The sequence below is a fragment of the Micromonospora sp. DT48 genome (assembly GCF_049844495.1).
Classification (GTDB): domain Bacteria; phylum Actinomycetota; class Actinomycetes; order Mycobacteriales; family Micromonosporaceae; genus Micromonospora.
On record NZ_JBNCLE010000022.1, the window covers coordinates 18,365 to 41,299 of the forward strand.

Consider the following 22,935-nt stretch of genomic DNA (forward strand, 5'->3'; position numbering starts at 1 on the left):
TTCGTCATCCGCGCAACAGCGGTAGAAGCTGGTCGCCCTGGCGTTTGATCTCCGGCAGGTACGGCGTGTCGGAGAGCACGAAGTGGGTGATGCCCAGCCCTTGGTACTTGCGCAGCGACGTCGCCACGTCCTCGGCCGAGCCCACCAGCCAGGTACTGCCCGCACCGCCGCCGCCGAACCTGCCGGGCGTGGTGTAGAGGTTGCCGTCGAGCACCTCGCCCCGGGCGGCGAGGGCGAGCAGCCGCTGCTGGCCCACCGCAGCCCGCCAGCGCGGACTGCACTGGATGTTCCCCACCCGGTCGGCGAGCTGCGCGACCTTCGCCTCGGCGTCGGCCCAGGCCTGTTCGGTGGTGTCCCGCACCAGCGTGGTGATCCGCAGCCCGAACTCCAGCGGGGCGTGCTCGCGCCCGAGCCTGTCACTGAGTTGCGTGAGCCGCTCGATCCGCTCGGCGACGCCGTCGAGCGGCTCACCCCAGAAGAGCTGGACGTCGGCCTCGGTGGCGGCGACCCGCTCGGCGGCGGACGAGGCACCACCGAAGTAGATGCGAGGGTGTTTGCGGTTGCCGCGTACGACCGGTCGGGGCAACACGGTGGAGTCGGCGACGATGAAGTGCCGGCCCTGGTAGGTGACGTTCTCCTGGGTCCAGAGCTTGCGCACGAGCTGGATGAACTCCTTGGTACGGGCGTAACGGTCGGCCTGGTCGCCGTCGCTGTCGCCGTATGCCGCCAGGTTGTCCTTGCCCGACACGATGTTGATCAACACTCGCCCACCGCTGAGCTGGTCGAGCGTCGCAGCAGCAGAGGCGAAGTTCGCCGGGTGCCAGTAGCCGGGGCGGATCGCGATCAGTGGTTGAAAGGTCGTGGTCCGGGCGGCCAGGGCGGTCGCGACCGTGAAGGTGTCGGGCCGCCCCCAACCGGTCCCGATGAGCGCGCCGCCCCACCCGTGGTCTTCAACCGCCTGCGCCTGCTTGGTGAGCGTGTCGAGGCTGTTGTGATTGTCGACGATGTCGTCGCCGCGGTGCCCCGGCTCGACCTGGTTCGGGATGTACCAGAGGAACTCGACGCTCATCAGCGGATCTCCTTGCCCTGTCGACGGTCGCTGTGGGGCTTGTGTCGAAGGCCTTCGCCGGCCTGGGCGCTTGGACTATGACCGGCAGTTCCAGGATTGGTCCGGCTGCGACGGCGCGCCGGACCAATCCCCGTGCTGCCGGCCGCCCACCCGGGCGTCGACACAGCCCTAGCGGAACAGCCGTGATGCGTTGCGGACGGCGTGCGCGGCGACGTCACGGCCGAGTTCGACGCCGGCCTCGTCCGCGGTGCGGGTGTGAATCCCCGACCAGACGCGGGCGTCGACGTTCTCCAACGTGGGACGCCGCCAGTCGCGGTAGGTCCGGGTGGCGCCGGGCTGGCTGGGGCTGTCGATCGTGTACGGCTCCCGCGCTCGCGGCCCGACCAGGGCGGTGAGCACCTGCTCGGCGGCGCCGGAGTAGGTGTTGTGTCCGCTCGGGTAGTCCGGGTGCGCGGGCGTCGTGTGCAGTGGCGTCCAGTCCGGGTCGGCGCCGGCCCGGATGGCGGTGACCGGTCGCCAGCGTAGATAGGCGTACTTGGCATCGGAGGTCGCGATCTGGGTGTCGACGAGCGCCACGTGGAAGATGGCTACGAGGCCTGCCCGCCAGGCGACCGACTGGGTGGACTGCGCGAGCGCGGCGCGGAGAATCCCCGTGTAGAGAGTCAGTGACGAGCCGAGCCAGAAGGTGGCCGTGTCGGTCTGTTGCGGTGTCCGTACCGCGCTGTCGGCGGCGCCGTACGCGCGGACCTCGGCAAGATCCGCGCGGTAGCGTTCCGAGTCGAGCGCGGGCGGCGGACCAGGCCGGTAGCGGTCAGCCCGGTCGAGCAGGAACGGCGTGGCGAAGCGGTTTCCGGCCTGCTGGGCGGCTCCGAAGTTCGGTGGGGTGGGTTGCCAGATCCCGGGTGCCGGTTCGGGCGCGGGGTATGCCGGGTTGACCGAGGCGGGATCGAGACCGTCACCGGCCCGCTGGGCGAGCAACGACCGCGCTTGCGCCTGGCCGGCGGCGATTCCTCGCTCCTCGGCGCGTCCGTCGGGGATCCGATTCAACGTGACCTGTAGGGCTGCGTCGAGGGTTGGGGTGGCTTCAGGTATCAGACTGCTCAGCGCGGTGTGGATCGCGGATGCGAGGGCGGCCTCCTGGTAGTGGCGTGCGGTGCCGATGGGCACGGTACGCACGGCGCGGGCGGCGGCGAGCCAGCCGATCGCCCACGCCCGGCTGTTCGTGACCTGCGGACGGGTACCGGTTGCGATGGTGGCCGCAGTGACGTCGTACCACTCCAGAACGGTGTCGACCTTCTTGGTGGCGGCGGCAGCCGGTGCGGCGGCGGGTAGGCCGACCAGAAGCACGGCGGCCGTGATCCCGGCGACACCACGACGCCACGCGCCTCCTGTCAGAAATGTCATGACTCTTGCACTCCTTCGGGAGATGGGGGAAAGGCTGGTCACCGGGCTCCTCCAGGGAGGGCCGCCGGCGTGGGACCGCGACGGCGAAGTGCCGGGTCGGTCAGGGACGGCGGCTGGTAGCCGGCGTCGGCTGGGTTCAGGGTGGTGCCGGGAGGAACGATGGCGTCGATGCGATCCAGCACGTCGCGGGACAGCGTGACCTTGGCGGCGTCGAGCTGCGATTCCAGGTGGGCCAGGGTGCGCGGTCCGATGATCGCCGAGGTGACTGCGGGATGTTCCAGGACGAACGCGATGGCCAGGTGGATGAGGGAGAGCCCGGCCTCCTCGGCGAGGGTCGCAAGCTGGTCGACGGCGGCCAGCTTGGCGGCGTTCGCCGGCAGGGTCGGGTCGAACCGGGCCGGGAACCGGTCGGCGCGCCGGGAGATCGCGGCGTCGAGCCCGCCGTGGTAGCGCCCGGACAGCCAGCCGCCGGCGAGTGGGCTCCACGGGATCACGGCCAGCCCGTACCGCTGGGCCACGGGCAGCACCTCGCGTTCGATTCCACGCGCCAGGATCGAGTACGGCGGCTGCTCGCTGACCACCCGCTCTCGGCGGCGTCGCTGCGCGATCCACTGGCCTTCCACGATGGCCGACGGCTCGTAGGTGGAGGTGCCGATGTAGCGAACCTTGCCCTGACGCACCAGGTCGGTGAGTGCGCCGAGGGTCTCGTCGAAGTCGGTGTCGGGTTCTGGCCGGTGCACCTGGTACAGGTCGATCCAGTCGGTGTTCAGCCGGCGCAGGCTGTTCTCCACGGCGCGGATGATCCAGCGGCGGGAGTTGCCCCGATGGTGCGGGTTGTCGCCGACCTGGCCGTGGAACTTGGTGGCGAGAAAGACGTCGTCACGACGACCGCCAGCGAGGGCCTTGCCGACGATCTCCTCGGATTCGCCGTGGGAGTAGACGTCAGCGGTGTCGATGGAGTTGATGCCTTCGTCGAGCGCCCGGTGGATGATCTGGATGCCGTCGGAGTGATCCGGGTTGCCCCGTTGACCGAAGTTCATCGCGCCGAGGGTCAGCGAGCTGATCTGGACACCGGTACGTCCGAAGGGCCGATAGTCGACCATGAGAGTCCTTTCTGTGGCTCAGCGCGAAACGGCGGAGAGCTGTTTGGTGTACTGGTTGGCCGGGCGGGGCAGCCCGTAGTGCTCGCGCAGGGTCGTTCCGGTGTAGTCGGTGCGGAACAGCCCTCGGCGTTGCAGGATCGGCACCACGTGGTCGACGAAGGCTTCCAGCCCGGACGGCAGCACCGGCGGCATGATGTTGAAGCCGTCGGCCGCGCCGCTGCGGTACCACTGCTCGATGGCGTCGGCGACCTGCTCCGGCGTGCCCGCGAAGGTGCGGTGCCCGCGCCCTCCACCAAGTCGGCCGATGAGCTGGCGTACTGTCAGTCGCTCTCGCCGGGCGAGGGTGACGATCAGGGTGTATCGGCTCTTGGCGCCCTCGATCTGGTCCTCGTCGGGCAGGTCGGCGGGGAGTTCCTTGTCCAGGTCGAGGTCGTCCGGGTCGACCCGCAGGGTGGTGGCGAGTTGCTGGCGGGCGTACTCCGGTTTGATCAGCCGGTCGAGCTCGTCCTCCAGCGCGCGGGCCTCGGCTTCGGTGGCGCCGATCGTCGGGACGATGCCCGGCAGGATCTTGACGGTGTCCGGGTCGCGGCCGGCCTGCTCGGTACGCCGCTTCAGGTCACGGTAGAACTCCTGGGCTTCGGCCAGGGTCTGCTGGGCGGTGAAGACGGCCTCGGCGTAGCGGGCGGCTAGTTCCTTGCCGTCCTCCGACGAGCCGGCCTGCACCAGCAGCGGGTGGCCCTGCGGCGAGCGGGGAACGTTGAGCGGACCGGCGACCCGGAAGTGTCGCCCCGAGTGGTTCGGCGGGTAGAGCAGGTTGTCGTCGCCCCACCGGCCCGCGTCCTTGTCGCCGAGCGGCGCGGTGTCGTCCCAGCTGTCCCAGAGCTTGAGCGACACCTCGACGAACTCCGCGGCCCGCGCGTACCGGTCCCGGTGGGCGGGTAACGCGTCGAGGTTGAAGTTGCGGGCCGCCTGCTCGCCTGCGGTGGTGACGATGTTCCAGCCGGCGCGGCCACCGCTGATGTGGTCCAGCGACGCGAACCGACGGGCGAGGTTGAAGGGCTCGTTGTACGTCGTCGAGGCGGTGGCGATCAGTCCGATGTGGTTGGTCGCGCCGGCGAGCGCGGCGAGCAGCACGGTCGGTTCGAGCGTGCCGCCCGGCCGCCGGCCGATGCTGTTCCACAGCACCGGGCTGTCGGCGAGAAACAGCGAGTCGAGCTTGCCCCGTTCGGCGATTCGGGCCAGGCGCTTGAAGTGCTCGACCTCGGTCTGCGCGAATGGGTCGCTCTCCGGCAGCCGCCAGGCCGCCTCGTGATGGCCGACGCCCATCAGGAAGGCGTTGAGGTGCAGCATGGGTCATCCTTCCGAGTGGTTGACGCCGAGGGCCTGCAGCAGCGTTTCGCGGTAGGCGAGGAACTGCGGCTGCCGGTGCGAGCGCTGCGCCGGGAGATCGATGGCGAGGTCGACGGCTATCCGTCCGCTGTCGAGCAGCAGCACGCGGTCGGCCAGGGTGATGGCCTCGTCGACGTCGTGGGTGACGAGCAGCACCGTGGGTCGGTGCCGGGCGTACAGTTCGCGCAGCAGATCGTGCATGCGCAGCCGGGTCAGCGCGTCCAGCGCGCCGAAGGGCTCGTCGGCCAGCAGCAGTTCCGGCTCGGACACCAGGGCCCGGGCCAGCGCCACCCGCTGCTGTTCGCCGCCGGACAGTTCATTCGGCCAGGCGTACTCCCGCCCCGCCAGGCCGACCTCGGCGAGGGCCGTCCGGCCGCGCTGGTGGGCGTCGGATCCGCGGAGGCCGAGGACGACGTTGTCCAGGACGTGCTGCCAGGGCAGCAGCCGGGCGTCCTGAAAGACGACCGAGCATTTCTCCGGCACGTCGATCAGGCCGGAGCCGTCGACATCGCTGTCGAGGCCGGCGAGTGCACGCAGCAGGGTGCTCTTTCCTGAGCCGCTGCGGCCCAGGAGGGCGACGAACTCGCCCGCGCCGACCTCAAGGTCGAATCCGTCCAGGACGGCACGACTACCGAAGCCGCGCACCAACTGGTGGACTCGCACCGTGCCGGTGGAGGTCAATCCGCCAGGGTTCGTCGCCACGACAACGCCCTCCTCTGCGCGAGCCGGACGGCGCCGTCGGACAGCAGCCCGAGAAGGCCGTACAGCACGAGCCCGACGATGATCACATCGGTCTGGCCGTACTCGCGGGCCAGTTGCATCATGTAGCCGATCCCGCTCGTCGAGTTGATCTGTTCGACCACGACCAGGGAGAGCCATGCGCTCACCACCGCGAACCGCATGCCGAGCAGGAAGCCGGGCAGCGCGCCGGGCAGCACGATCCGGCGGATGAAGACGACTCGCGGTAGCCGCAGCGACTCACCCAGTTCGACGTACCGGCTGTCGATGCTGCGCAGTCCGTTGTGAGTGTGGATGTAGACCGGCACGAACACGCCCAGCGTGATGGTGATGACCTTCATCTGCTCGCCGATGCCGAACCAGAGGACGAGCAGCGGCAGCAGCGCCAGCGCCGGGATGGCCCGCTTGATCTGGATCGGGCCGTCGAGAAGCGCCTCGCCCCACCGGCTGAGGCCGGCGATAAGCGCGAGCACGGTGCCGATGGCGGTGCCGATGAGGAGACCCAGGCCGGCCCGTTGGGCCGAGATGGACAGGTTGTCCTGAAGGCGGCCGTCGACGATGAGGTCGCCCGCCGTCGTCACCACCGTCCACGGTGCCGACAGGGTGCGAGGGTCGATCCAGCCGGCCGCCGAACCGGCCGCCCAGACTCCCAGGAGCAGGAACGGGCCGATCGCCGCCCCGAACGGGATGGGGCGGCGAGGCTTCAGGCGACGACTCGCCTTGTGGGCGGGCGCCGTCGCCGACTGCCGGGGACGGGTGAGAACCGAGGCCGTCATCGGGCGCTCTCCGCGGCGAGTGCGTCCGCGGCCACGGATTCGTACCGCCGGTCGTACAGGTCCTCGGCTTCGAGCCTGTTGTTCCCGGTTTCCTTGGCCAGCAGGTCGATGGTCTGCTGATGCCGGGCGATGGCCTCGGTCCAGTTCACCGGGATGTCGGCCACGCCGGCGTTCTCGACCAGCCACCTGCCATCCTCGGCGCTGAGTCCCTGGTCCTTGACGTAGTAGCGCTCGATCCACTCGTCCGGGTTGGCCTCCCGCCACCGCCAGGCCCGTGCCCAGGCCTGCACGTACTCGCGGATCGCGGCCGCCTTTCCCGGATCGGTGAGGACAGTGGCCGGCACGTACAGGTGACCCGGGTCGTCCCGCAGACCGTGCGCGATGGTGGTGGCGCCATCGCGGCCGTACTTGGTCTCGTAGCGCTTGACCTGCACGCCCCCGATCGGTGCGACGTCGACCTGGTGACTAGCGAGTGCGGTCGCGTAGACGTCGCCGGTGCTCGGCAACTCCACCAGTTTGACGTCCTCCTTGGTCAATCCGGCCTTGTGCAGCACCCGCAGGACCAGCGCGCCCTGTGCCTGTCCCGGGCTGTAGGCGACCTTCTTGCCGCGGATGTCGGCCAGCGTGGCGACCGCGACACCGGGTGCGATGCCGAGGCGGTAGATGGGGTGGTTCAGTGGGTCCTGACGAAACTTCGCAGCGACGATCTTGGTCGGGATGTTCGTCCAGTGGGAGTGGATCGGCGGGATGTCGGCGACCGAGCCGATGTCGAGGGCCTTGGCCCGGAACGCCTCCAGGGTTTGCGGGCCGCCGCTGATGTTGGCCCACTCCACCTCGAACGTGAACTTCTCCGCCTCGCCGGAGAACTCGATCGCCTTCTGGTGCTCCTTGTCGCCGACGACCAGCTTGGTGCCCTTCGGCACCGAATCGGGCAGCGGCGCGCCCACGGCTAGGGCCGCCTGAGGCGCGTCATCGCCGGCGCAAGCGGTGACGCCGAGCGCGACCGCGCTGAGGGCGGCGGACAGCAACGCCCGACGGTCCAGGATGATTGGCGGCTTCACCTATGACTCCTTCGTGGAGGGGTTGAGGGCGGCGTACCGCCCCTCGTGGTAGAGCAGGGGGGTGCCCTCGCCGTGGCTTCCGGTCAACGGCTGGGCCAACACGATCGCGTGGTCACCGGCGACCACCCGCTGGTGCACCCGGCACAACAACCAGGCGATCGGCGCGTGCAGCAGCGGCACCCCGTGCGGGCCGTACTGCCAGTCGGAATGAGCGGCGAACCGGTCGATGCCGCTGGTCGCGAACGTCCGCGCGACATCCTGTTGGTGCTGACCGAGCAGGTGCACCGCCACGTGCTCCGCTCTGGCGACGGTCGGCCAGCTCGACGACGATCGGGCCAGGCAGAACGACACCAGCGGTGGGCGCAGCGACACCGACGTGAACGAGGTGGCGGTGAATCCCACCGGCGGGTCGCCCGCAACGGTGATGACGGTGACCGATGCGGCCTGTCGCCGCAGCAGACTACGGAAGGTTTCGGGATCGACCGGAACGTCCCGTTCGACAATGACGGCCATGACGTCCTCCTGTTGAGGTACGACGAGCGCGCGCCGGGCAAGCGTGGGCGCGGCGCGTTACAGGGGTGGAACAGGTACCGAGACCTAGCCGGTCGTCGTCGAGCCGGCAGCGCGGTGCGAACGGATCAGGATCGGGCGCTCAGCGGCAGCAGCCGCGCGCACTGGTCCAACCACGACAGCACCCCCGCGACACCGCGACCGCGGTGCCGTCGAGCGGGGTTCCCTGGCTGGCCACACCGGTACCGTAACCCTTAAAACCTACAGACTAAATAGGGATTTCAATGACTGGGACGCCATGCTCCCATGAGCGGTCCGACGGACGTGCTGGCCGCACTCAACAGTCCGCCGGCACACCTGGGCGAAATAAGCAGACACACGTCGGGCACCATCCGGACTTCGCCGGTATCGCCCACGACCAGTTCCCCAGGCGCATTACCGGGCCTCGATCATCGGCGGGGCGAGATGCGCGGTCAGGCGAACGCACCCTTTCGGTGCCGTTACCCGTCCACCGGCACGCGGCTCCAGATGTCGTCGCACTCGGCGCAGACCGCCTCGGGGATCCATCCGGTCCGCATGAGCCCCGCGAAGATCGCGCAGCCCACACAGAACGCGAAGACGGACTCGAGTGTCGCCGCCACGATCACCGCACCGAGGACGAGATACGCCGCGAGGTGCTGCCCGAACCCGAGCGCCAGCACAGCGGCGGTCAGCGTGAGCACAGCGCCGATCCCTTGGGCGAACCGCTTGGGCGGTCCGGCGACGAGCTTGGCCCGTACCGGTAGCCGCGGCGTGATCACCCGTGTGACGAGCAGGCCAAGAGGACTGAGCCTGGGGCCGGCGAGCACCCGGGCGACGAACCCGTACGCGATCAGCGCGATCAGCCAGGGCTGATCCAGCACGATCGTCACCGTGGACAGGATGACCACCCCACCGGCGACGAGCCGGGCGGACACCTCGTTGACAGGGTTGGGGAAGCTGAACAGCGTGCCGGCCATGGCGGCATGCTACCCACCATTCCTATAGATTGAGTAGCCTAACCGCCCTGGAGCTGGTCGGACCGGCTGTCATGTGGTTGCCTCGTGCCGGGTCCGCAGGAAAGCCGCGACGAGCGGTCGCGTGGCCGTCAGCCAGTCAGCGTAGGCCGCAGGGTCGTCGTGCTGACGGTCGATGACGAACAGTCCCCGCCCGGGGACGGTCGCGCCGATCTCGGTGAGCACCGGCCGCAGGGTAAGCTCCGCGGCCAGGTGATGCTGCGGTGCAGCGCCGACGAGCAGCGGGACGGCGAGCCCGCGCAGCCCGGTCCCGCCAGCGAACCGGTCGAGGAAGAGCTTGAGCAGCCCCGTGTAGGTGCCCTTGTACGTCGGGCTCGCCACCACCACGAGGTCGGCCGCACCGACCTCGGCCACCAGGGCGGCCACGCCCGGATCGTCCCAGTCCAGCAGGGCCGGGCCCAGGGTGGCAAGATCGACGGTCAGGTCCGGCTCGCGGCCGGCGAGCTGCCGGGCGACGTACCCCGCCGCGCCGAGGGTACGGCTGGCCGGTCGAGGGTTACCGACCACGACCGCGACCCGGGCGGTCACCGCGTCACCGACTTCTCCGCGAGCGGCGCCGCGCCGAAGGGTACTGCCGGTGCCGCCTGCCGGACCGGCGCCGGGTGCTGCCAGAGACCGCGGCGGGACAGCTCGGGCAACACGCCCTCGCCGAACCGGTACGCCTCCTCCAGATGCGGGTAGCCGGAGAGCACGAACTCGCTGATCCCCGCCTCGACGTACTGCTCGATGAGGTCGGCGACCTGCTGATGGTCGCCGACGAGCGCGGTGCCGGCGCCGCCACGTACCAGCCCGACACCGGCCCACAGGTTCGGATGGATCTCCAGCCCGTCCTTGGTGCCGCCGTTGAGGGCGAGCATCCGGCGCTGACCCTCGGACTCGCTGCGGCGCAGACCTGCCTGGACCTGGCGGATCTGATCCTCGGAGATGCCGGACAGCAGCCGGTCGGCCTCCGCCCAGGCCTCCTCGGCGGTGTCGCGGGCGATGGTGTGCACCCGCAGACCGAAGGCGAGGGTCCGGCCCTGTCGCTCGGCGAGCTCGCGGACCCGGCGCACCTTCTCGGCCACGGCGGCCGGAGGTTCACCCCAGGTCAGGTAGACATCGACGTGCCGGGCCGCCACGTCCAGAGCCGCCGGTGACGAGCCGCCGAAGTAGACACGTGGCAGCGGGTCGGGGATCTGGGTCAGGACCGCGTCGGCGAGCTGGAAGTGCGTGCCCTCGACGTCGACGGGCTTGCCCGACCACAGCGCGCGGATGATCTCCAGGAATTCTCCGGTGCGCTGGTAGCGGGCGTCCTTGTCGAGAAAGTCGCCGTACATCCGCTGCTCGTGGCTCTCGCCCCCGGTGACCACGTTGAGCAGCAGTCGGCCGCCCGAGAGGTTCTGGAAGGTGCCGGCCATCTGCGCGGCGAGGTACGGCGACGTGAGGCCGGGCCGGAACGCGACGAGGAACTTCAACCGCGCCGACACGCTGCTCAGCATCGCGGTGGTGATCCAGGCGTCCTCGCACCAGGCACCGGTAGGGGTCAGCGCGGCCTCGAAGCCCAACTGCTCCGCCGAGCGGGCGATCTGCCCGAGGTAGGCGACAGAGGCTGCCCGGGCGCCCACGTCGGCCGGGGTGCCGTGTCCGCCGCCGACGATCTGCCGGCCGTCGCCGCCGTTGGTCGGTAGGAACCAATGGAACTTCAGTTCGGTCATGAGTTCACACCTGTCCGTGGTTGGGGGGTGGGGTGCCGTCGACGGCCCAGCGACCGAGGTGCTGGAGCTTCCACGCCGCGGGATCGTGCAGGGTGTGGGTACGCGCGTTGCGCCAGTGCCGGTCAAGGTTGTGGCTGGCGCTGGCGGACCGGGTGCCGGCCACCTCGAACAGCCGGCTGCTCGCCTCCAGGGCCGCGTGGGTGGTGGCCGCCCGGGCCGCGGCGACAGCGAGGGATGCGGCCGTCGCGGACTGCGCGGTCAGGTCGGCATTGGCCCGGTCGATGGCCCGGGCCGCCTCGGCCAGCAGCGCCTCGCTGCCGCGCACGGCCAGTTCCACCTCCCCGAAGGCGCGGACCACCAGTGGGTCGTCGGTCGCCCGGTCGACGTGCGCGTCCGGGTAGGGTCGGCTCTTCTCCCGTACGAACCACGCCGCGTCGTGCAGTGCCGCCCGGGCGATGCCGGCGTCGATCGCCGCGTGCAGCACCTGCGCGAACGCGCCGTAGGTCTGCGGCTCCTCGAAGGTGACCGCGAACGGCGTGACGAGGTCGTCGGGCACTGCCACGTCGCGCAGCACCACCGACCCGCTGGCAGTGGTGCGCTGACCCAACGCGTTCCAGTCGTCGATCACCTCGACGCCCTCGTCGTGCCGGCCTACCCACGCGACGTGCAGCGGACCGTCCGGCCCGAGGTGGGCGAGGACGGGGATCCGGTGCGCCAGCAGCGCGCCGGTGGCGTAGAACTTGCGGCCGTTGAGCCGCCACCGCCCGGGGGCCTCGGCGGTCAGCGTGGTGGTGATGTCGCGGACGTGTCGGGTGTTGGCCTCCGACTGCGCGTTGCCGAACCGGCCGCCGGTCAACACCTCGCCGAAGAGGAACTTCTGCTGGCCGTCGGTGCCCCGCAATCGCAACTGGTTGACGTAGACGAAGTGGCTCTGCGGGATCTGGCCGATGTTGGGGTCGCCGGCCGACAGCAGCCGGAACACCTCCACGACCGTCTCCACCGGCAGGTCGGCCCCGCCATGCCGGGCGGGGACGGTGATGGCCAGCAGCCCGGACCCGCTGAGTCTGTCGACCTCCGCCAGCGGCAGGATGCGTCGCGCGTCGCGGTCGGCCGCGTCCCGGGAGAAGTCGGCGGCAAACTCGGCGGCGAGCGCGATCGCCTGCGCCGAGGACAGGACGGGAACATTCGTCATGCCGACTCCCATGGCACCGCGGTGCAGAGCCACCGCGGGTACCGATGCCGAGGTGCCGCGATGACGTCCTCGCTGGGTGCGTGCTCGACGATCCGGCAGTCCTTCGTGACCGTGACGCGGTCGCTCATAGGGATGGATCACTTGGTCGTCTGAGATGAAGGGTGGCGGACGCCCTGGGCGGCAGTTGCAGGAGAACGTGGTGCACCACCGCTGCCGGCCCTCAACGCACTGACCACCCGATGCCAGTCGTCAGGCTGCGGCCGGTACGCCGAGGCGGTCGAGCAGGTGCCGGCGCAGCGCGCCGAAACCAGGGTCATCCGGCGCACGCGGATGAGTCAGCGGCACCGGCGTGTCGTCGACGACCCGACCACCGGCCAGGACCAGCGTGCGGTCCGCGAGCAGCAGCGCTTCCTCGACATCGTGGGTGACCAACAGCGCGGCGAAACCATGCTCAGCGCGCAACCGGCCGAACAGGGCCTGCATCCGCAGCCGGGTCAGCGCGTCCAGCGCACCAAACGGTTCGTCGAGCAGCAACAGGTCCGGCTCGCGGACCAGGGCCCGCGCCACCGCGACACGCTGGGACTGGCCACCCGACAGCTCGGCCGGCCAGGCCCGCTCCCGACCGGCCAGGCCGACCTCGGTCAACGCCGCAGCCGTGCGGCGCGAAACGTCGGAGCCAGGCACACCGAGCGCCACGTTGTCGGCGACCCGCTTCCAGGGCAGCAGCCGGTGCTCCTGGAAGACCACCGCCAGGTTGCCGCGCACCTGCCAGTCGCCGGTCGCGTCCTGGTCGAGGCCGGCGAGTATCCGCAGCAGGGTCGTCTTGCCTGACCCGCTGCCGCCGAGCAGTGCGACCACCTCACCGGAACCGATCGTCAGCTCGATGCCGTCGAGGACCACCGTGTCCCCGAAGACACGTCGTACGCCGGTGGCGGTGACTACGTCGCCTGTAGGCCGCGTCGCCACGTCAGAGTCCTCCTCTCGACCGCCCGCAAGATCAGATCCGACAGCAGCCCGAGCAGGGCGTAGACGAACAGGCCGACGAGGACGACGTTGGTCTGGCTGAACTCGCGGGCCTCCATCATCAGGAAGCCGATGCCGCTCTGGGTGGCGACCGTCTCGCCCACCACCAGGCTCAGCCAGGCGGCCCCGGTCGCCAGGCGCAGTCCGAGGAACAGTGACGGCAGTGTGCCGGGCAGCACGACGTGTCGGATGCGGGCCACCGCACCGAGGCCACAGGTGCGTGCCGCCTCGACCAGCCGCTCGTCGATGTCACGGATGCCGGCGTAGAGGTTGAAGTACATCGGATAGAACACACCCAGGGCCACCAAGGTGACCTTCAGCGACTCGCCGATACCGACCCAGATGATCAGCAGCGGCACCAGCGCGAGGTGTGGCAGCATCCGGGCCATCTGCACAGGCGGGTCGACCAGATCATCGCCGAGCCGCAGCAGACCCGCGATCGATCCGAGCACCAGCGCGAGACCGACGCCGATAGCCAAACCGGCACCGGCCCGGGTCAGCGAGTCGAGCAGATGGGTGGCGAGCGTGCCGTCCTCGGCAAGCTGCCATCCGGCGCGTACCACCTCACTGATCGGAGGGAGTTTCTCCTCCGGTAGCACGCCCACGCGCGACGACGTCTCCCAGAGCACGACGAGCACGACGGGGGTGGTCAGGCGCCGCCATCGCCGACGGTTGGACCGTGCTGCCGGTCGCGCGGTCTTCGGCACGGTGGCCGGCGGTCGGGTGGCCAGCTCCGTCATGTGAAGACCCCGGCGAACTGGGGGTCGACGCGGGCCTTGATGTCGATGGGCTCGGGGATCAGCTCCAGTTCGGCGAAGCCGTCGGCGATCGCCTGCAACTCGTCGCCGATCGCCGCCGAGACTGGGGCCAGCGACTTGGCGCTGCGGTCCAGCGAGCGTTTCGCCACGTCTTCGGGGATCTTGAGTTCGGGCGCGAGCACCCGAGCCCGTTCCTCGGGGTTGTCGATGCCCCACTGGGTGGTGGTGTTGAGTTGGGTCAGCAGGTCGCGTACCTGGTCTGTTTTCTTCTCGACGGCGTCTGGAGCGGCCAGAATGTACTGCCGGTTGCTCGCCAGCCCGGTAGCGTCGGCCAGCACCTTGACGCCGGGCTGCTCGGCGAGGGCGAAGTAGGGATCCCAGATGATCCAGGCGTCGACCTGCCCGGCGTCGAAGGCGGGCCGGCCTTCGGCGGGTTTGAGGTACTGGACCGTGATGTCCTGCAGGGTCATGTTGTTGGCTTCGAGCAGCTTGACGAGCAGCCAGTGCACGTTGGAGCCCTTGTTCAGCGCGACCGTCTTACCCTTGAGGTCGGCGAACGTCCGGAACCCGCTGCTCTCCTTGACCAGCACGGCCTCGCCCTGCGGCACCTCGTCCGAGGTCGCCACGATCTTGAAGGGAATCTTTCCGGCGGCCGCGAAGATGGGCGGAGCCTCCCCGGTCTCGCCGATGTCGATCGATCCGGCCTTGAGCGCCTCGGTGAGGGCCGGTCCGCTCTCGAACAACGACCAGGTCACCCCGGGCGCCTCGTTGCGGGCCTTGAGCAGGCTCAGGCTGCCGTAGCGCTGGTAACCCACTCGCAGCGGCCCATCACCGCCCCCACTGTCCTCCGCATCGCCGCAGGCAGTGAGCGCCCCGGCAGCGACCAAGATTGCTCCGAACGTGGCGAGCGCGCGGCGGCGCCATAGGGACCTGTGCATGCCGCAAAGTCTACTGAACCTATGGGAAAAATGGGAAGTGCGTTCGCCTCGCAGAGTTTCACCAGTTGAGTGCCGGGTCAGCCGGGTCCGAATCGGCCCGAGTCCAAACAATCGGAGATTGTCGACCGCGCTGCCGGTGAAGACGGCGCTCGCTGAAGTCCTGCCCCACTCCCAACCCGGACGACATTCTCGGCGTCGACGGCCAAGGCGCACTCCGCTTTTCCATGACCGCCGTCACCCCGCGCTTCGGCGCGCGGTGTTACCGGCCGCTGCCACCGAGCAAGGTCCCTCATGCAGGTCCCTTGCGCGATCAAGCCCCGCCTCAACCTCCCGGGAAGGCTCAGCTGACCGCTGCCGTGGCTTCGTTGATGAGTGCGTCGACGCGGTCTGACTGGAAAGCATGACCAGGTGAGAGGAGGCGTCGGTGAATCAAGGCTGAGTGACTGAATGGCCGGTCGGTCGCAGGGGCCAATGGTCGGATCGACCCGAGCGACCCTGTCAACGGGTCTGGGGCGTTGGGCTGATCCCTTCAATCGCCAGGTGCAGCAGCCGGTCCGTCTCGGCGGCCGGGTCCGGGTGGTGTTCGGTCGCCAGCGCGAGACCGGTGACCAGCGTGAGCAGGTCCGTGATGGTCACGCCGGTCGCCACCGCGCCGTCCTGGGCGGCGCGCCGGACCAGTGGGTCACCAGCCTCGGTGAGTTGCGCGGAGGCGCAGTGCGCGTGCGCCGCGCCGGGTTCGGTCGCGCAGCTGCGGGCCAGCGCGACCGCCAGTCCCCGGATGGTCGCGGTGGAAGCGGTGACGGCGCCCAGCCAGGTGAGCAGCGCCGTTCGGGCGTCGGACGAGTCGGCGAGATCGCGGGCGTGGTCGCGGAGGGTCTCGATGCGGGCGCGGAAGACCGCCTCCAGCAGTGCATGCCGGTTAGGAAAGTGCCGACGTACGGTGCCAGATCCCACCCCTGCCCTGCGGCCGATCTGCTCCATGGACGCTTCAGCGCCGTACCGGGCGATCTCCTCTTCGGCAGCGGTGAGTAGGAGCGCGTAGTTGCGCCGAGCGTCCGCTCGCTGACCGGGCATGAGGCACCTCACGATTGCTAAGTGGCGGGGCCCGCCGTATCGTACCAGGAATAAACGGCGCACCCCGCCGTTTAGCTTGACCTGCCACGAGGAGACCATGTGTCCATCGATTCCGCACCGGTCCTGGTCGTCGGCGCCACCGGACAGCAGGGTGGAGCCACAGCCCGCGCCCTGCTCGCCGCGGGCGTACCCGTCCGGGCGCTGGTCCGCGACCCCGCCACCGAACGGGCCAAGACCATCGAGGCGTTCGGCGCCGAACTGCGTGCCGGTGACCTGGACGATTGCGACTCCCTGACCAGTGCGGCCCAGGGCGCCCGAGCGGTCTTCTCGGTCCAGAGGCCCCCGATGAAGGACGGCGGACTCGACTTCCCCGGCGAGCACCGCCAGGGCCTCAACCTGATCGAGGCCGCAATCGCCGCAGGCGTACCGCAGTTCGTGCAGACCACGGTCTCCGGCGCCGGGCAGCACACCGAGTTCCCCGGCTGGGCGGAAGGCCGCTGGGCGCCCATGGAGCCCTACTACACCGCCAAGGCGGGAATCCAGGACCGGGTACGCGAGGCCGGTTTCACACACTGGACGCTCCTCAAGCCGGGCTTCTTCATGGAGAACCTGCTGCCCGCGGCGGCGTACCTGTTCCCGCGCGGCGTCGAGGGCGGCCTGGTGACCGTGCTGAAGCCGCAGACCCGACTCTCCCTCGTCGCGGTCGAGGACATCGGCCGGGCCGCCGCCGCGGCGATCGCCGAACCAAAGCGGTTCGACCGGGTCGAGTTGGAACTGGCCAGCGACTACCTGGCGATGAGCGAGATCGCCGAGATCCTCTCCCGCGCCCTGGGCATCGAACTGACCGCGCCCGACATGACGGCCGAGGAGGCTGTCGCCGCGGGCATGCCGGACTGGGCAATCATCGGGCACGAACTCACGGAGGCTGTGGGACAGCCGGCCCGTCCCGAGTACGCTCGCGCACTCGGCATCCCGCTCACGACCTTCGAGGAATGGGCGAACCGACACCTACGGTCCGCGACCTGACCGACAAGACCCAGGGTTGCCGCCACGACCGCAGGTCGCGGACCACTGGAGGTGTGGGACAACCTCGCCGAGGCTGGCGCTCCAGTTGATCTATCCATTCGGCGATCCGCGCGGATGACGCGGCTCGTGGACCAGGGTCTGGCCAGGTGGTGTGCACCGACGGTCGCGCTGGTGTCCTGGTCGGCCAGTTCTGTGGCTGGTCAGGTGACAGGTAGGCCGGCCAGTCCGGCGGCGAGGCCGAGAAGGGCGCTGACTCCGAGTACGCGCAGCACGGACCACTTGAACCGGAAGATCAGCACACCGGCGATAACAGCGATGCCCAGCGGTATCCACCGCACCGTGGCCATCTCCGGCAGTTCCAGGCGCAGCGGCCCACCGGTGACCGTGCGGCTGTCGACGAACAGGGTATGGACCGTGAAGTACAGGCCGAGGTTGGCGATCACGCCCACGACGGCGGCGGTGATGCCGGTCAGCGCGGCGGAGAGGCTGTGGTTGGTACGCAGGCGTTCGACGTAGGGCGCGCCGAGCAGAATGAACAGGAAGCAGGGCACGAACGTGACCCAGGTGGTCAGCAGCGAACCCACGACTCCCGCGACCCACGGGTCGAGGCTTCCCGGGTGATGGTAGGCGCCAAGGAACGCGACAAACTGCACCACCATGATCAGCAGCCCGGGGGTACTCTCGGCCAGCGCCAGACCACGAACCATGTCTCCGGCGGAGAGCCAGCCGTAGTCCTCGACTGCCCGTTGGGCTACGTAGGCCAGGACGGCGTAGGCACCGCCGAAGGTGACCACCGCCGTGCCGGAAAAGAACAGGCCCTGCTGGGTGTAGACGCTGCCGATGCCGGTGGTGGCGGCGACCAGCGTGACCGGGGCGAACCAGGCGACGAGTCCGACGGCGAGGATCGTGGCGGCCCGCCGGGCGGACGGGCTGTCGTGGTGCAGGGCGTCGTCGCGGATCAACGGCGCCGGGCCGTCGGTGCCGTTGCCGCCGTGCCCACCCGCGGTGACGAGGTGCGATCGCCATCGGTGCACGGCCCAACCGGCGAGCGCGGCGAACGCGATGACGACCGGGAACGGCACGCCGAACGCGGCGAGGGCGACGAACGCGACGACGGCGAAGCCGACCAGAACCTTGTTGCTGAGGGCTCGGCTGCCGACCCGCCACACCGCCTGAGCGACGATTACGACCACGGCCGGGGCGAGGCCGGCGAACACGGCGGTGACGGCGTGAGTGTCGCCGTAGCCGACGTAGACCGCCGACAGGGCCAGCAGCGCGAACAGCCCGGGAAGCACAAACAGGGTCCCGGCGACCAATCCGCCTCGGAAGCCGTTGAGGAGCCATCCGACGTAGATCGCGAGCTGTTGGGCCTCGGGACCGGGCAGGAGCATGCAGTAGTTCAGCGCGTGCAGAAACCGGCGCTGCCCGATCCAGCGGCGCCCGTCGACCAGGTGGCGCTGCATGACGGCGATCTGCCCGGCCGGGCCGCCGAAGGTCTGCAAGGAGAGCGTGCGTCCTAAGAGCAGCGCGCGGCGGTAGTACTCGTCGAGCCCGTCGAACTGCGGCCGGTCACAAGTTGGAGCGCAGGTCGGCATGACCGGATCTTTGGATTTGGTCTATGACCTGTGCGAGGTGGTGCGAGGTAGCCCATGCGCGCCAGTTTGAGGCGTTGCCGGGCCCGCCGACGCCCTTCGCCCGCGCCGCAATCTGATGGTCGCCCCAGGAAAAGTCTCGTCCTTCTGGATGCCAGTGGTCGGAGGCCACCAGCGCGTTGCACAGGTCGTACATCGCAGGTCTGTCGGTCTTGCCTTGTGGCCAACGGTAGATCCACCACACCTCATCGTGGGTGTAGCGCAGACTCGGCATAGGTCGCCAGGCAGCTCCGGCCGCTCCTGGATGGGCGATACCGTAGTCCGCGTAGTGGATGCCGAGGTCCCGCACGCGCTGCCACAGTTGCAGGTCCCAGCGCCGTAGCGGTGTGGGCGTGTAGACCGGGAGGTGCGAGATGCTCTGCGGCATGGCGCCGGCGGCGACCGTAATCGAACGCCAAGGGTAGCGCAGAGCCCAGGACACGCATTTGCGGACGATCGGCTCGACTCTGGTCAGATCGCGTTCGGATCGCACTTCGAACACGTCAAGGACCAGGTGGCAATGCTCGATGGTCAGGCCCATCTCATTACGAAGGCGATCCAACGCCTCCTCGGCTTCCCCGTCGTCTGGGTCGCGGGTGTCGCTGCCCAGCCGGAGAAGGGTGTGGCCGCTATGAAGGTCGGCCGCGTGCCACACATCGGCCACCCGCGCCTCAGTGTCGTACAGGTGTAGGACTGGCAGCATCGGGACTCCCCAGGCCGCGAGGTCGTCAGCGATGTCGCGCATGGGCCGACGCACACCCTCGGTTGGATCGGCGAGATGCCGCACATCAACCGCGATCGTCAGATCGGCAGGCACCGACTCGCATACCTGCTTGCCGAATCGGTAGGCATCCTTGGTCGGGCCGTTGACAGTCGGGACCACCTCAAAGATCGGCAATACATGCCGCACCAGTGCAGCGGGCAGGTGCGCGAACGCTCTGAACTCGCCTTCCCGGCCTTTGAGGATGGGCATGTACGTGACCATGAGTCCGTTCCTGCCGGCCTTGCCCCCAGTCAGTCACCTCCATCTATGGTCAACGTTAGGTGACCGATTGACAACTCCCCGTCCTTGCTCTGGGCAGTCGAGACGTCGCGAGCCCAAGGACTTTCGTTCACCACGAAAGCCGATTGAGTCGGCCTCGGCCCCGCAAGACGTTTAAGCCAACGGCCACTGGCACATCCCGGAGCCAAACGTCAGGCGCGCCATGGGTCGAATTTGATCTTTGAGTCCGCTGTTCACGGCAGTGAGCGACTCCGTTAGCGCGGGGGTGGTCAACAGCGAGGTTGCTGAGGTGTCCCTGCTGTCGTAGAGCGGTTGATGTGTTTCCCGGTCTGACTGGTCCAGACAGGTCATCGGTACGTGCGTGGTTCGTTGGACAGGATGAGGTGTCGCATCGAGGTGATCTCCATGGGCGCTACGGCGAGAGTCAACCAGCCCGATCTCCTGGCCGGATGGCTGCACAACACGCAACCCCGAGTCCGAGGGCACCGGCCACCACCTGCTGTCGGCGGTTTGCGGTTCGCGTTCTACGGGCGGATCTCCACCGCCGACTACCAGGACGCCGCCTCGTCACGGGCTTGGCAACTCGACTCGGCACATCGGACCATCACCTACCAGGGGAAGATCGTCGCCGAGTACTTCGACATCGGCTGCTCCCGGCGGGTGCCGTGGCACGCCCGCCCGCAAGCCGCCGCACTATTGACCGCCGCCACCGGGCAGTGCCGGATGTTCGACGCGGTGATCATCGGCGAGTACGAACGCGCTTTCCACGGTGACCAGCTCACCCACGTCGCCGCCATGCTGGCCGCTCACGAGATCCAACTGTGGCTCCCCGAGACCCGCGGACCCATCGACCTGAACGACCCCACCCACCAAGCCCTGGCCATGCTGCTCGGACACCAGTCGAAACGGGAGGTCCTGCGCGCCCGGTTCCGCACCACGATGGCCATGCGCGCCCAAGCCCGCGACCAGGGCCGCCACCTCGGCGGACGACCACCCTACGGCTACCGCCTCGCCGACGCCGGACCCCACCCCAACACCGCACACGCCCGCTGGGGCCGCCGACTACACCGACTCGACCCCGACCCGATCACCGCACCACACGTACGATCGATCTTCGCCCAGCGGATCGCCGGAACCAGCGCCGCCGGTATCGCCCGCACCCTCAACCACCAGGGTGTGCCATCCCCATCGCAGTACGACCGCACCCGCAACCCGCACCGGACAGCAGAAGGCTGGACCGTACGCACGGTCGCGGAAATCCTCGCCAACCCCCGCTACACCGGACGGCAGGTGTGGAACCGGCAGTACACCGACCACCAGGAAACTGAGCCCGGAGACCGGCGCACCAGCCGAGGATCGGTACGGCGATGGAACCCACGAGACCAGTGGATACTGTCCACACGGTTGGTCCACCCGCCGCTGGTCAGCGAGACGGACTTCGTCCAAGCCCAAACCGTCAACGCCGTCGCCACACCCGAGGACGGCCAACCACGCCGGTACCTACTCACCGGACTGGTCATCTGCCGAACCTGCGGCCGACGGGCCGACGCACACTGGATACACGGACGATCCGGCTACCGGTGCCGACACGGCCACACCAGCGCCAGCCCGCCACAACCTGGCCGGCCCAAACCGCTGTACCTCCGCGAAGATCTGCTCCTCGCCCGCATCGCACGGCAACTCGACGACCGGACGACAGAAGCCGACGACGGCCCACGAGCCATCGCCGCCTATCTGCGGGCGAACCAGATCACCATCACCTGCGATGCCGACACCATCACCCTCGGCCGCCAGCCGTCGCCAGCAGGAATCCCGCGCCAAAAGCAACGACCCCCACCCGAACCGCTCGAAAACATGAACGGCTTTGGTGGGGGTTAACGTGTCCGAGGGGGGACTTGAACCCCCACGCCCTATACGGGCACTAGCACCTCAAGCTAGCGCGTCTGCCATTCCGCCACCCGGACCTACTTGCCCAGCCTACCGCGCCAGCCTCGGTGTCTCATCACCCGTAGGCTGCCCGGTGGGCTGCACGGGGAGTTACTGTACACGCCGCAGATGGATCATGCACATCGGTACCGGGGCCTGTCCCGCGGATCGCACGCGAGCTCGCGGCGAGCCGTCGACGGCTGGGTAGCGTCGAGGTGCCCGTACCCGGCAGCATGGGCGTCGTGCCCCATGCTTCTCCCCTGGCCGTCGCTCAGCAACGGGCCCTCGCGCTGCGTGCTGCGGGTAACCTCGCTGCCGCCCGTGACCTGCTGACCGACGCGGTCGAGTCCGCTCAACCGCCCTTCAGCAAGGATCATCCGGACATGCTCAGCACCGCGCATCTGCTGGCCAGGCTGCACCGGGAGGCGGACGACCCGAGCGCGGCCCGACGGGTGTTGGAGGAGGCGTTCGCCGCCGGGGAACGCCGCTGGCCGCATGCCGATCCGTTGATGCTGGCGTTGGCCTTCGAGTTGGCGTCCGTCGCCGACGAGTTGGGCAACCGCCACGAGGCGCGCCGGAACTACACCCGCGTGGCCGCCGCCGGGCCCGCCGTGCTCGGCGCCGACCATCCGGCGGTACGCACCGCACGGGAGTACCTCGGCGATGCCGCTCCCGCGCCTCAGCCTCCCCCCCCTGCGGCCTCCCCCACTAGCCCGGCGAACCAGCCGGGCCGGGGTGCGCTGGACGAGCCGACAGTTTCTCTGGCTGCGCTTTCCACGATGTGGAAACCCCATGATGCGTCCACGGCCGCGCCGGCTCGCTCCGTCTCGGCCGCCACGCCGACCGCCGCCCATCCGACTCCCGGTGGCCCCGGAGCCGCTGCCGCCTCTCCTGTTTCCGGCCCAGCATCCGGGTCTACCGCACCGGCCCAACCGGTCGCGCCCTTGCCACCGTCGGTCGCAGTGGAGGCAGGGCCACCCGCCCCACCCCAGGTTCCGCCGCCGCCGATCACGGCCCCGCGGATTCCACCGCCGCCCCCCGTACCACCAACCACCACCCCGCAGATCCCGCCGCCCCCGCGGATTCCGCAGCCCGCCGCGCCGCCTGACCCGTCTCGAGGTCCGGTGACTGCGCCAGGACCGGCTGCCCCATCACAGGTCCCGCCGCCTCCCGTGGTGCCGCAGGCGCGGACCCCCTTCCATGATCAGTCGGCTGGGTCCGTCGCGTCTCCGGTTGATCAGGCCCGGTCGGTGGCGGTGCCACCCGCGCCGGTGGTGCCGCCGGTTCCGGCCACCGCCGTGACCGGGCAGCCGGGCGACACGCCGCACAGCGCACCGCCCGCGAGCGCACCGCCGCACACCGCACCGTCGCCTTCGCCGCACACCGCGCCGTCGGCTCACGCGGAACCGGCGCGGACAGCGGAGGCAGGACCGGCTCCGCGCGAGTTGCCAGCTCCGCGTGAGTCGATGGAGGAGGACGAACCGACCGGCGTGCTGCGGCCGTTCCCGGCAGCGGACGGCCCGGCCTCGGCCGACGCCGCGGCTGCCGCGGCCGGGCATCCCGGG

The 22,935-nt window shown here is 69.6% G+C and carries 21 protein-coding genes, 1 tRNA gene and 1 pseudogene; 3 read left to right on the forward strand and 20 right to left on the reverse strand.

Annotation, left to right across the window (positions count from 1 at the left end):
* Positions 1 to 4 precede the first annotated feature (4 nt).
* From ACLQ2S_RS23070 to ACLQ2S_RS23145, 16 genes are all read right to left on the reverse strand, one after another.
* Positions 5 to 1,069, reverse strand: coding sequence for an LLM class flavin-dependent oxidoreductase (locus ACLQ2S_RS23070; protein ID WP_425702798.1), 1,065 nt, complete (start codon positions 1,067 to 1,069; stop codon positions 5 to 7).
* A gap of 168 nt (positions 1,070 to 1,237) precedes the next feature.
* Positions 1,238 to 2,473, reverse strand: coding sequence for a vanadium-dependent haloperoxidase (locus ACLQ2S_RS23075; protein ID WP_425702800.1), 1,236 nt, complete (start codon positions 2,471 to 2,473; stop codon positions 1,238 to 1,240).
* A gap of 38 nt (positions 2,474 to 2,511) precedes the next feature.
* Positions 2,512 to 3,576, reverse strand: coding sequence for an aldo/keto reductase (locus ACLQ2S_RS23080; protein ID WP_425702802.1), 1,065 nt, complete (start codon positions 3,574 to 3,576; stop codon positions 2,512 to 2,514).
* An 18-nt stretch (positions 3,577 to 3,594) separates the two neighbouring features.
* Entirely contained in the window at positions 3,595 to 4,926 is a 1,332-nt protein-coding gene (locus ACLQ2S_RS23085) for an LLM class flavin-dependent oxidoreductase (protein ID WP_425702804.1), read from the reverse strand.
* A gap of 3 nt (positions 4,927 to 4,929) precedes the next feature.
* Complete coding sequence (locus ACLQ2S_RS23090) at positions 4,930 to 5,667, reverse strand: ABC transporter ATP-binding protein (RefSeq protein ID WP_425702806.1); 738 nt, start codon at positions 5,665 to 5,667, stop codon at positions 4,930 to 4,932.
* The gene (locus tag ACLQ2S_RS23095; RefSeq protein ID WP_425702808.1) at positions 5,643 to 6,479 is read right to left on the reverse strand and encodes an ABC transporter permease; all 837 of its coding nucleotides are present in this window, start codon (positions 6,477 to 6,479) and stop codon (positions 5,643 to 5,645) included. The genes ACLQ2S_RS23090 and ACLQ2S_RS23095 overlap by 25 nt, the downstream gene beginning before the upstream one ends.
* Positions 6,476 to 7,540, reverse strand: a complete 1,065-nt coding sequence (locus ACLQ2S_RS23100; RefSeq protein ID WP_425702810.1) for an ABC transporter substrate-binding protein — start codon at positions 7,538 to 7,540, stop codon at positions 6,476 to 6,478. The genes ACLQ2S_RS23095 and ACLQ2S_RS23100 overlap by 4 nt, the downstream gene beginning before the upstream one ends.
* Entirely contained in the window at positions 7,541 to 8,053 is a 513-nt protein-coding gene (locus ACLQ2S_RS23105; protein WP_425702812.1) for a flavin reductase family protein, read from the reverse strand.
* A 497-nt stretch (positions 8,054 to 8,550) separates the two neighbouring features.
* Complete coding sequence (locus ACLQ2S_RS23110) at positions 8,551 to 9,048, reverse strand: DUF4395 domain-containing protein (RefSeq protein WP_425702814.1); 498 nt, start codon at positions 9,046 to 9,048, stop codon at positions 8,551 to 8,553.
* A gap of 69 nt (positions 9,049 to 9,117) precedes the next feature.
* Complete coding sequence (locus tag ACLQ2S_RS23115) at positions 9,118 to 9,633, reverse strand: NADPH-dependent FMN reductase (RefSeq protein ID WP_425702816.1); 516 nt, start codon at positions 9,631 to 9,633, stop codon at positions 9,118 to 9,120.
* The gene (locus tag ACLQ2S_RS23120) at positions 9,630 to 10,799 is read right to left on the reverse strand and encodes an LLM class flavin-dependent oxidoreductase (protein WP_425702818.1); all 1,170 of its coding nucleotides are present in this window, start codon (positions 10,797 to 10,799) and stop codon (positions 9,630 to 9,632) included. The genes ACLQ2S_RS23115 and ACLQ2S_RS23120 overlap by 4 nt, the downstream gene beginning before the upstream one ends.
* Positions 10,800 to 10,803: 4 nt before the next feature.
* Complete coding sequence (locus tag ACLQ2S_RS23125; RefSeq protein ID WP_425702820.1) at positions 10,804 to 11,991, reverse strand: SfnB family sulfur acquisition oxidoreductase; 1,188 nt, start codon at positions 11,989 to 11,991, stop codon at positions 10,804 to 10,806.
* Between the two features lie 249 nt (positions 11,992 to 12,240).
* A complete protein-coding gene (locus ACLQ2S_RS23130; RefSeq protein ID WP_425702822.1) occupies positions 12,241 to 12,957 on the reverse strand; it encodes an ABC transporter ATP-binding protein in 717 nt (238 codons plus the stop codon).
* The gene (locus ACLQ2S_RS23135) at positions 12,930 to 13,754 is read right to left on the reverse strand and encodes an ABC transporter permease (RefSeq protein ID WP_425702824.1); all 825 of its coding nucleotides are present in this window, start codon (positions 13,752 to 13,754) and stop codon (positions 12,930 to 12,932) included. Before ACLQ2S_RS23135 ends, ACLQ2S_RS23130 begins: the two co-directional genes overlap by 28 nt.
* Positions 13,751 to 14,710 (reverse strand): aliphatic sulfonate ABC transporter substrate-binding protein, encoded by a 960-nt coding sequence (locus ACLQ2S_RS23140; protein ID WP_425702826.1) that lies wholly within the window; start codon positions 14,708 to 14,710, stop codon positions 13,751 to 13,753. The genes ACLQ2S_RS23135 and ACLQ2S_RS23140 overlap by 4 nt, the downstream gene beginning before the upstream one ends.
* 498 nt (positions 14,711 to 15,208) lie before the next feature.
* Positions 15,209 to 15,784, reverse strand: a complete 576-nt coding sequence (locus tag ACLQ2S_RS23145; protein WP_425702828.1) for a TetR/AcrR family transcriptional regulator — start codon at positions 15,782 to 15,784, stop codon at positions 15,209 to 15,211.
* Between the two features lie 99 nt (positions 15,785 to 15,883).
* Between ACLQ2S_RS23145 and ACLQ2S_RS23150 the strand changes: the two genes are divergently transcribed.
* Positions 15,884 to 16,810, forward strand: coding sequence for an NmrA family NAD(P)-binding protein (locus ACLQ2S_RS23150; protein ID WP_425702830.1), 927 nt, complete (start codon positions 15,884 to 15,886; stop codon positions 16,808 to 16,810).
* A gap of 200 nt (positions 16,811 to 17,010) precedes the next feature.
* Here the strand turns inward: ACLQ2S_RS23150 and chrA are convergent, their stop codons facing one another.
* Together chrA and ACLQ2S_RS23160 are read right to left on the reverse strand one after the other, a co-directional pair.
* Positions 17,011 to 18,405, reverse strand: a complete 1,395-nt coding sequence (gene chrA / locus ACLQ2S_RS23155; protein ID WP_425702832.1) for a chromate efflux transporter — start codon at positions 18,403 to 18,405, stop codon at positions 17,011 to 17,013.
* The gene (locus ACLQ2S_RS23160) at positions 18,380 to 19,426 is read right to left on the reverse strand and encodes a beta family protein (protein WP_425702834.1); all 1,047 of its coding nucleotides are present in this window, start codon (positions 19,424 to 19,426) and stop codon (positions 18,380 to 18,382) included. The genes chrA and ACLQ2S_RS23160 overlap by 26 nt, the downstream gene beginning before the upstream one ends.
* Positions 19,427 to 19,849: 423 nt before the next feature.
* Here ACLQ2S_RS23160 and ACLQ2S_RS23165 point away from each other — a divergent pair, with 423 nt between their 5' ends.
* Positions 19,850 to 21,322, forward strand: a complete 1,473-nt coding sequence (locus ACLQ2S_RS23165; protein WP_425702836.1) for a recombinase family protein — start codon at positions 19,850 to 19,852, stop codon at positions 21,320 to 21,322.
* A 2-nt stretch (positions 21,323 to 21,324) separates the two neighbouring features.
* On the opposite strand, the gene ACLQ2S_RS23170 is transcribed toward ACLQ2S_RS23165, so the two are convergent.
* Positions 21,325 to 21,408, reverse strand: a tRNA-Leu gene (locus ACLQ2S_RS23170).
* 195 nt (positions 21,409 to 21,603) lie between these two features.
* On the opposite strand from ACLQ2S_RS23170, the pseudogene ACLQ2S_RS23175 reads away from it, so the two are divergent.
* Positions 21,604 to 22,086 (forward strand): annotated as a pseudogene (locus ACLQ2S_RS23175) (tetratricopeptide repeat protein); the annotation flags it as partial.
* A 521-nt stretch (positions 22,087 to 22,607) separates the two neighbouring features.
* Here the strand turns inward: ACLQ2S_RS23175 and ACLQ2S_RS23180 are convergent.
* Entirely contained in the window at positions 22,608 to 22,730 is a 123-nt protein-coding gene (locus ACLQ2S_RS23180; RefSeq protein WP_425702880.1) for a hypothetical protein, read from the reverse strand.
* Between the last annotated feature and the right edge of the window lie 205 nt (positions 22,731 to 22,935).

Excerpts from the sequence above, each read along its gene's own strand:
- ACLQ2S_RS23145 (WP_425702828.1), bottom strand. The coding sequence starts at position 15,784 with ATGCCCGGTCAGCGAGCGGACGCTCGGCGCAACTACGCGCTCCTACTC.
- ACLQ2S_RS23110 (WP_425702814.1), bottom strand. The coding sequence starts at position 9,048 with ATGGCCGGCACGCTGTTCAGCTTCCCCAACCCTGTCAACGAGGTGTCC.
- ACLQ2S_RS23075 (WP_425702800.1), bottom strand. The coding sequence starts at position 2,473 with ATGACATTTCTGACAGGAGGCGCGTGGCGTCGTGGTGTCGCCGGGATC.
- ACLQ2S_RS23105 (WP_425702812.1), bottom strand. The coding sequence starts at position 8,053 with ATGGCCGTCATTGTCGAACGGGACGTTCCGGTCGATCCCGAAACCTTC.
- ACLQ2S_RS23125 (WP_425702820.1), bottom strand. The coding sequence starts at position 11,991 with ATGACGAATGTTCCCGTCCTGTCCTCGGCGCAGGCGATCGCGCTCGCC.
- ACLQ2S_RS23165 (WP_425702836.1), top strand. The coding sequence starts at position 19,850 with ATGGGCGCTACGGCGAGAGTCAACCAGCCCGATCTCCTGGCCGGATGG.
- ACLQ2S_RS23120 (WP_425702818.1), bottom strand. The coding sequence starts at position 10,799 with ATGACCGAACTGAAGTTCCATTGGTTCCTACCGACCAACGGCGGCGAC.
- ACLQ2S_RS23080 (WP_425702802.1), bottom strand. The coding sequence starts at position 3,576 with ATGGTCGACTATCGGCCCTTCGGACGTACCGGTGTCCAGATCAGCTCG.
- ACLQ2S_RS23095 (WP_425702808.1), bottom strand. The coding sequence starts at position 6,479 with ATGACGGCCTCGGTTCTCACCCGTCCCCGGCAGTCGGCGACGGCGCCC.
- ACLQ2S_RS23085 (WP_425702804.1), bottom strand. The coding sequence starts at position 4,926 with ATGCTGCACCTCAACGCCTTCCTGATGGGCGTCGGCCATCACGAGGCG.
- ACLQ2S_RS23070 (WP_425702798.1), bottom strand. The coding sequence starts at position 1,069 with ATGAGCGTCGAGTTCCTCTGGTACATCCCGAACCAGGTCGAGCCGGGG.
- ACLQ2S_RS23160 (WP_425702834.1), bottom strand. The coding sequence starts at position 19,426 with ATGGTCACGTACATGCCCATCCTCAAAGGCCGGGAAGGCGAGTTCAGA.
- ACLQ2S_RS23135 (WP_425702824.1), bottom strand. The coding sequence starts at position 13,754 with ATGACGGAGCTGGCCACCCGACCGCCGGCCACCGTGCCGAAGACCGCG.
- chrA (WP_425702832.1), bottom strand. The coding sequence starts at position 18,405 with ATGCCGACCTGCGCTCCAACTTGTGACCGGCCGCAGTTCGACGGGCTC.
- ACLQ2S_RS23140 (WP_425702826.1), bottom strand. The coding sequence starts at position 14,710 with ATGCACAGGTCCCTATGGCGCCGCCGCGCGCTCGCCACGTTCGGAGCA.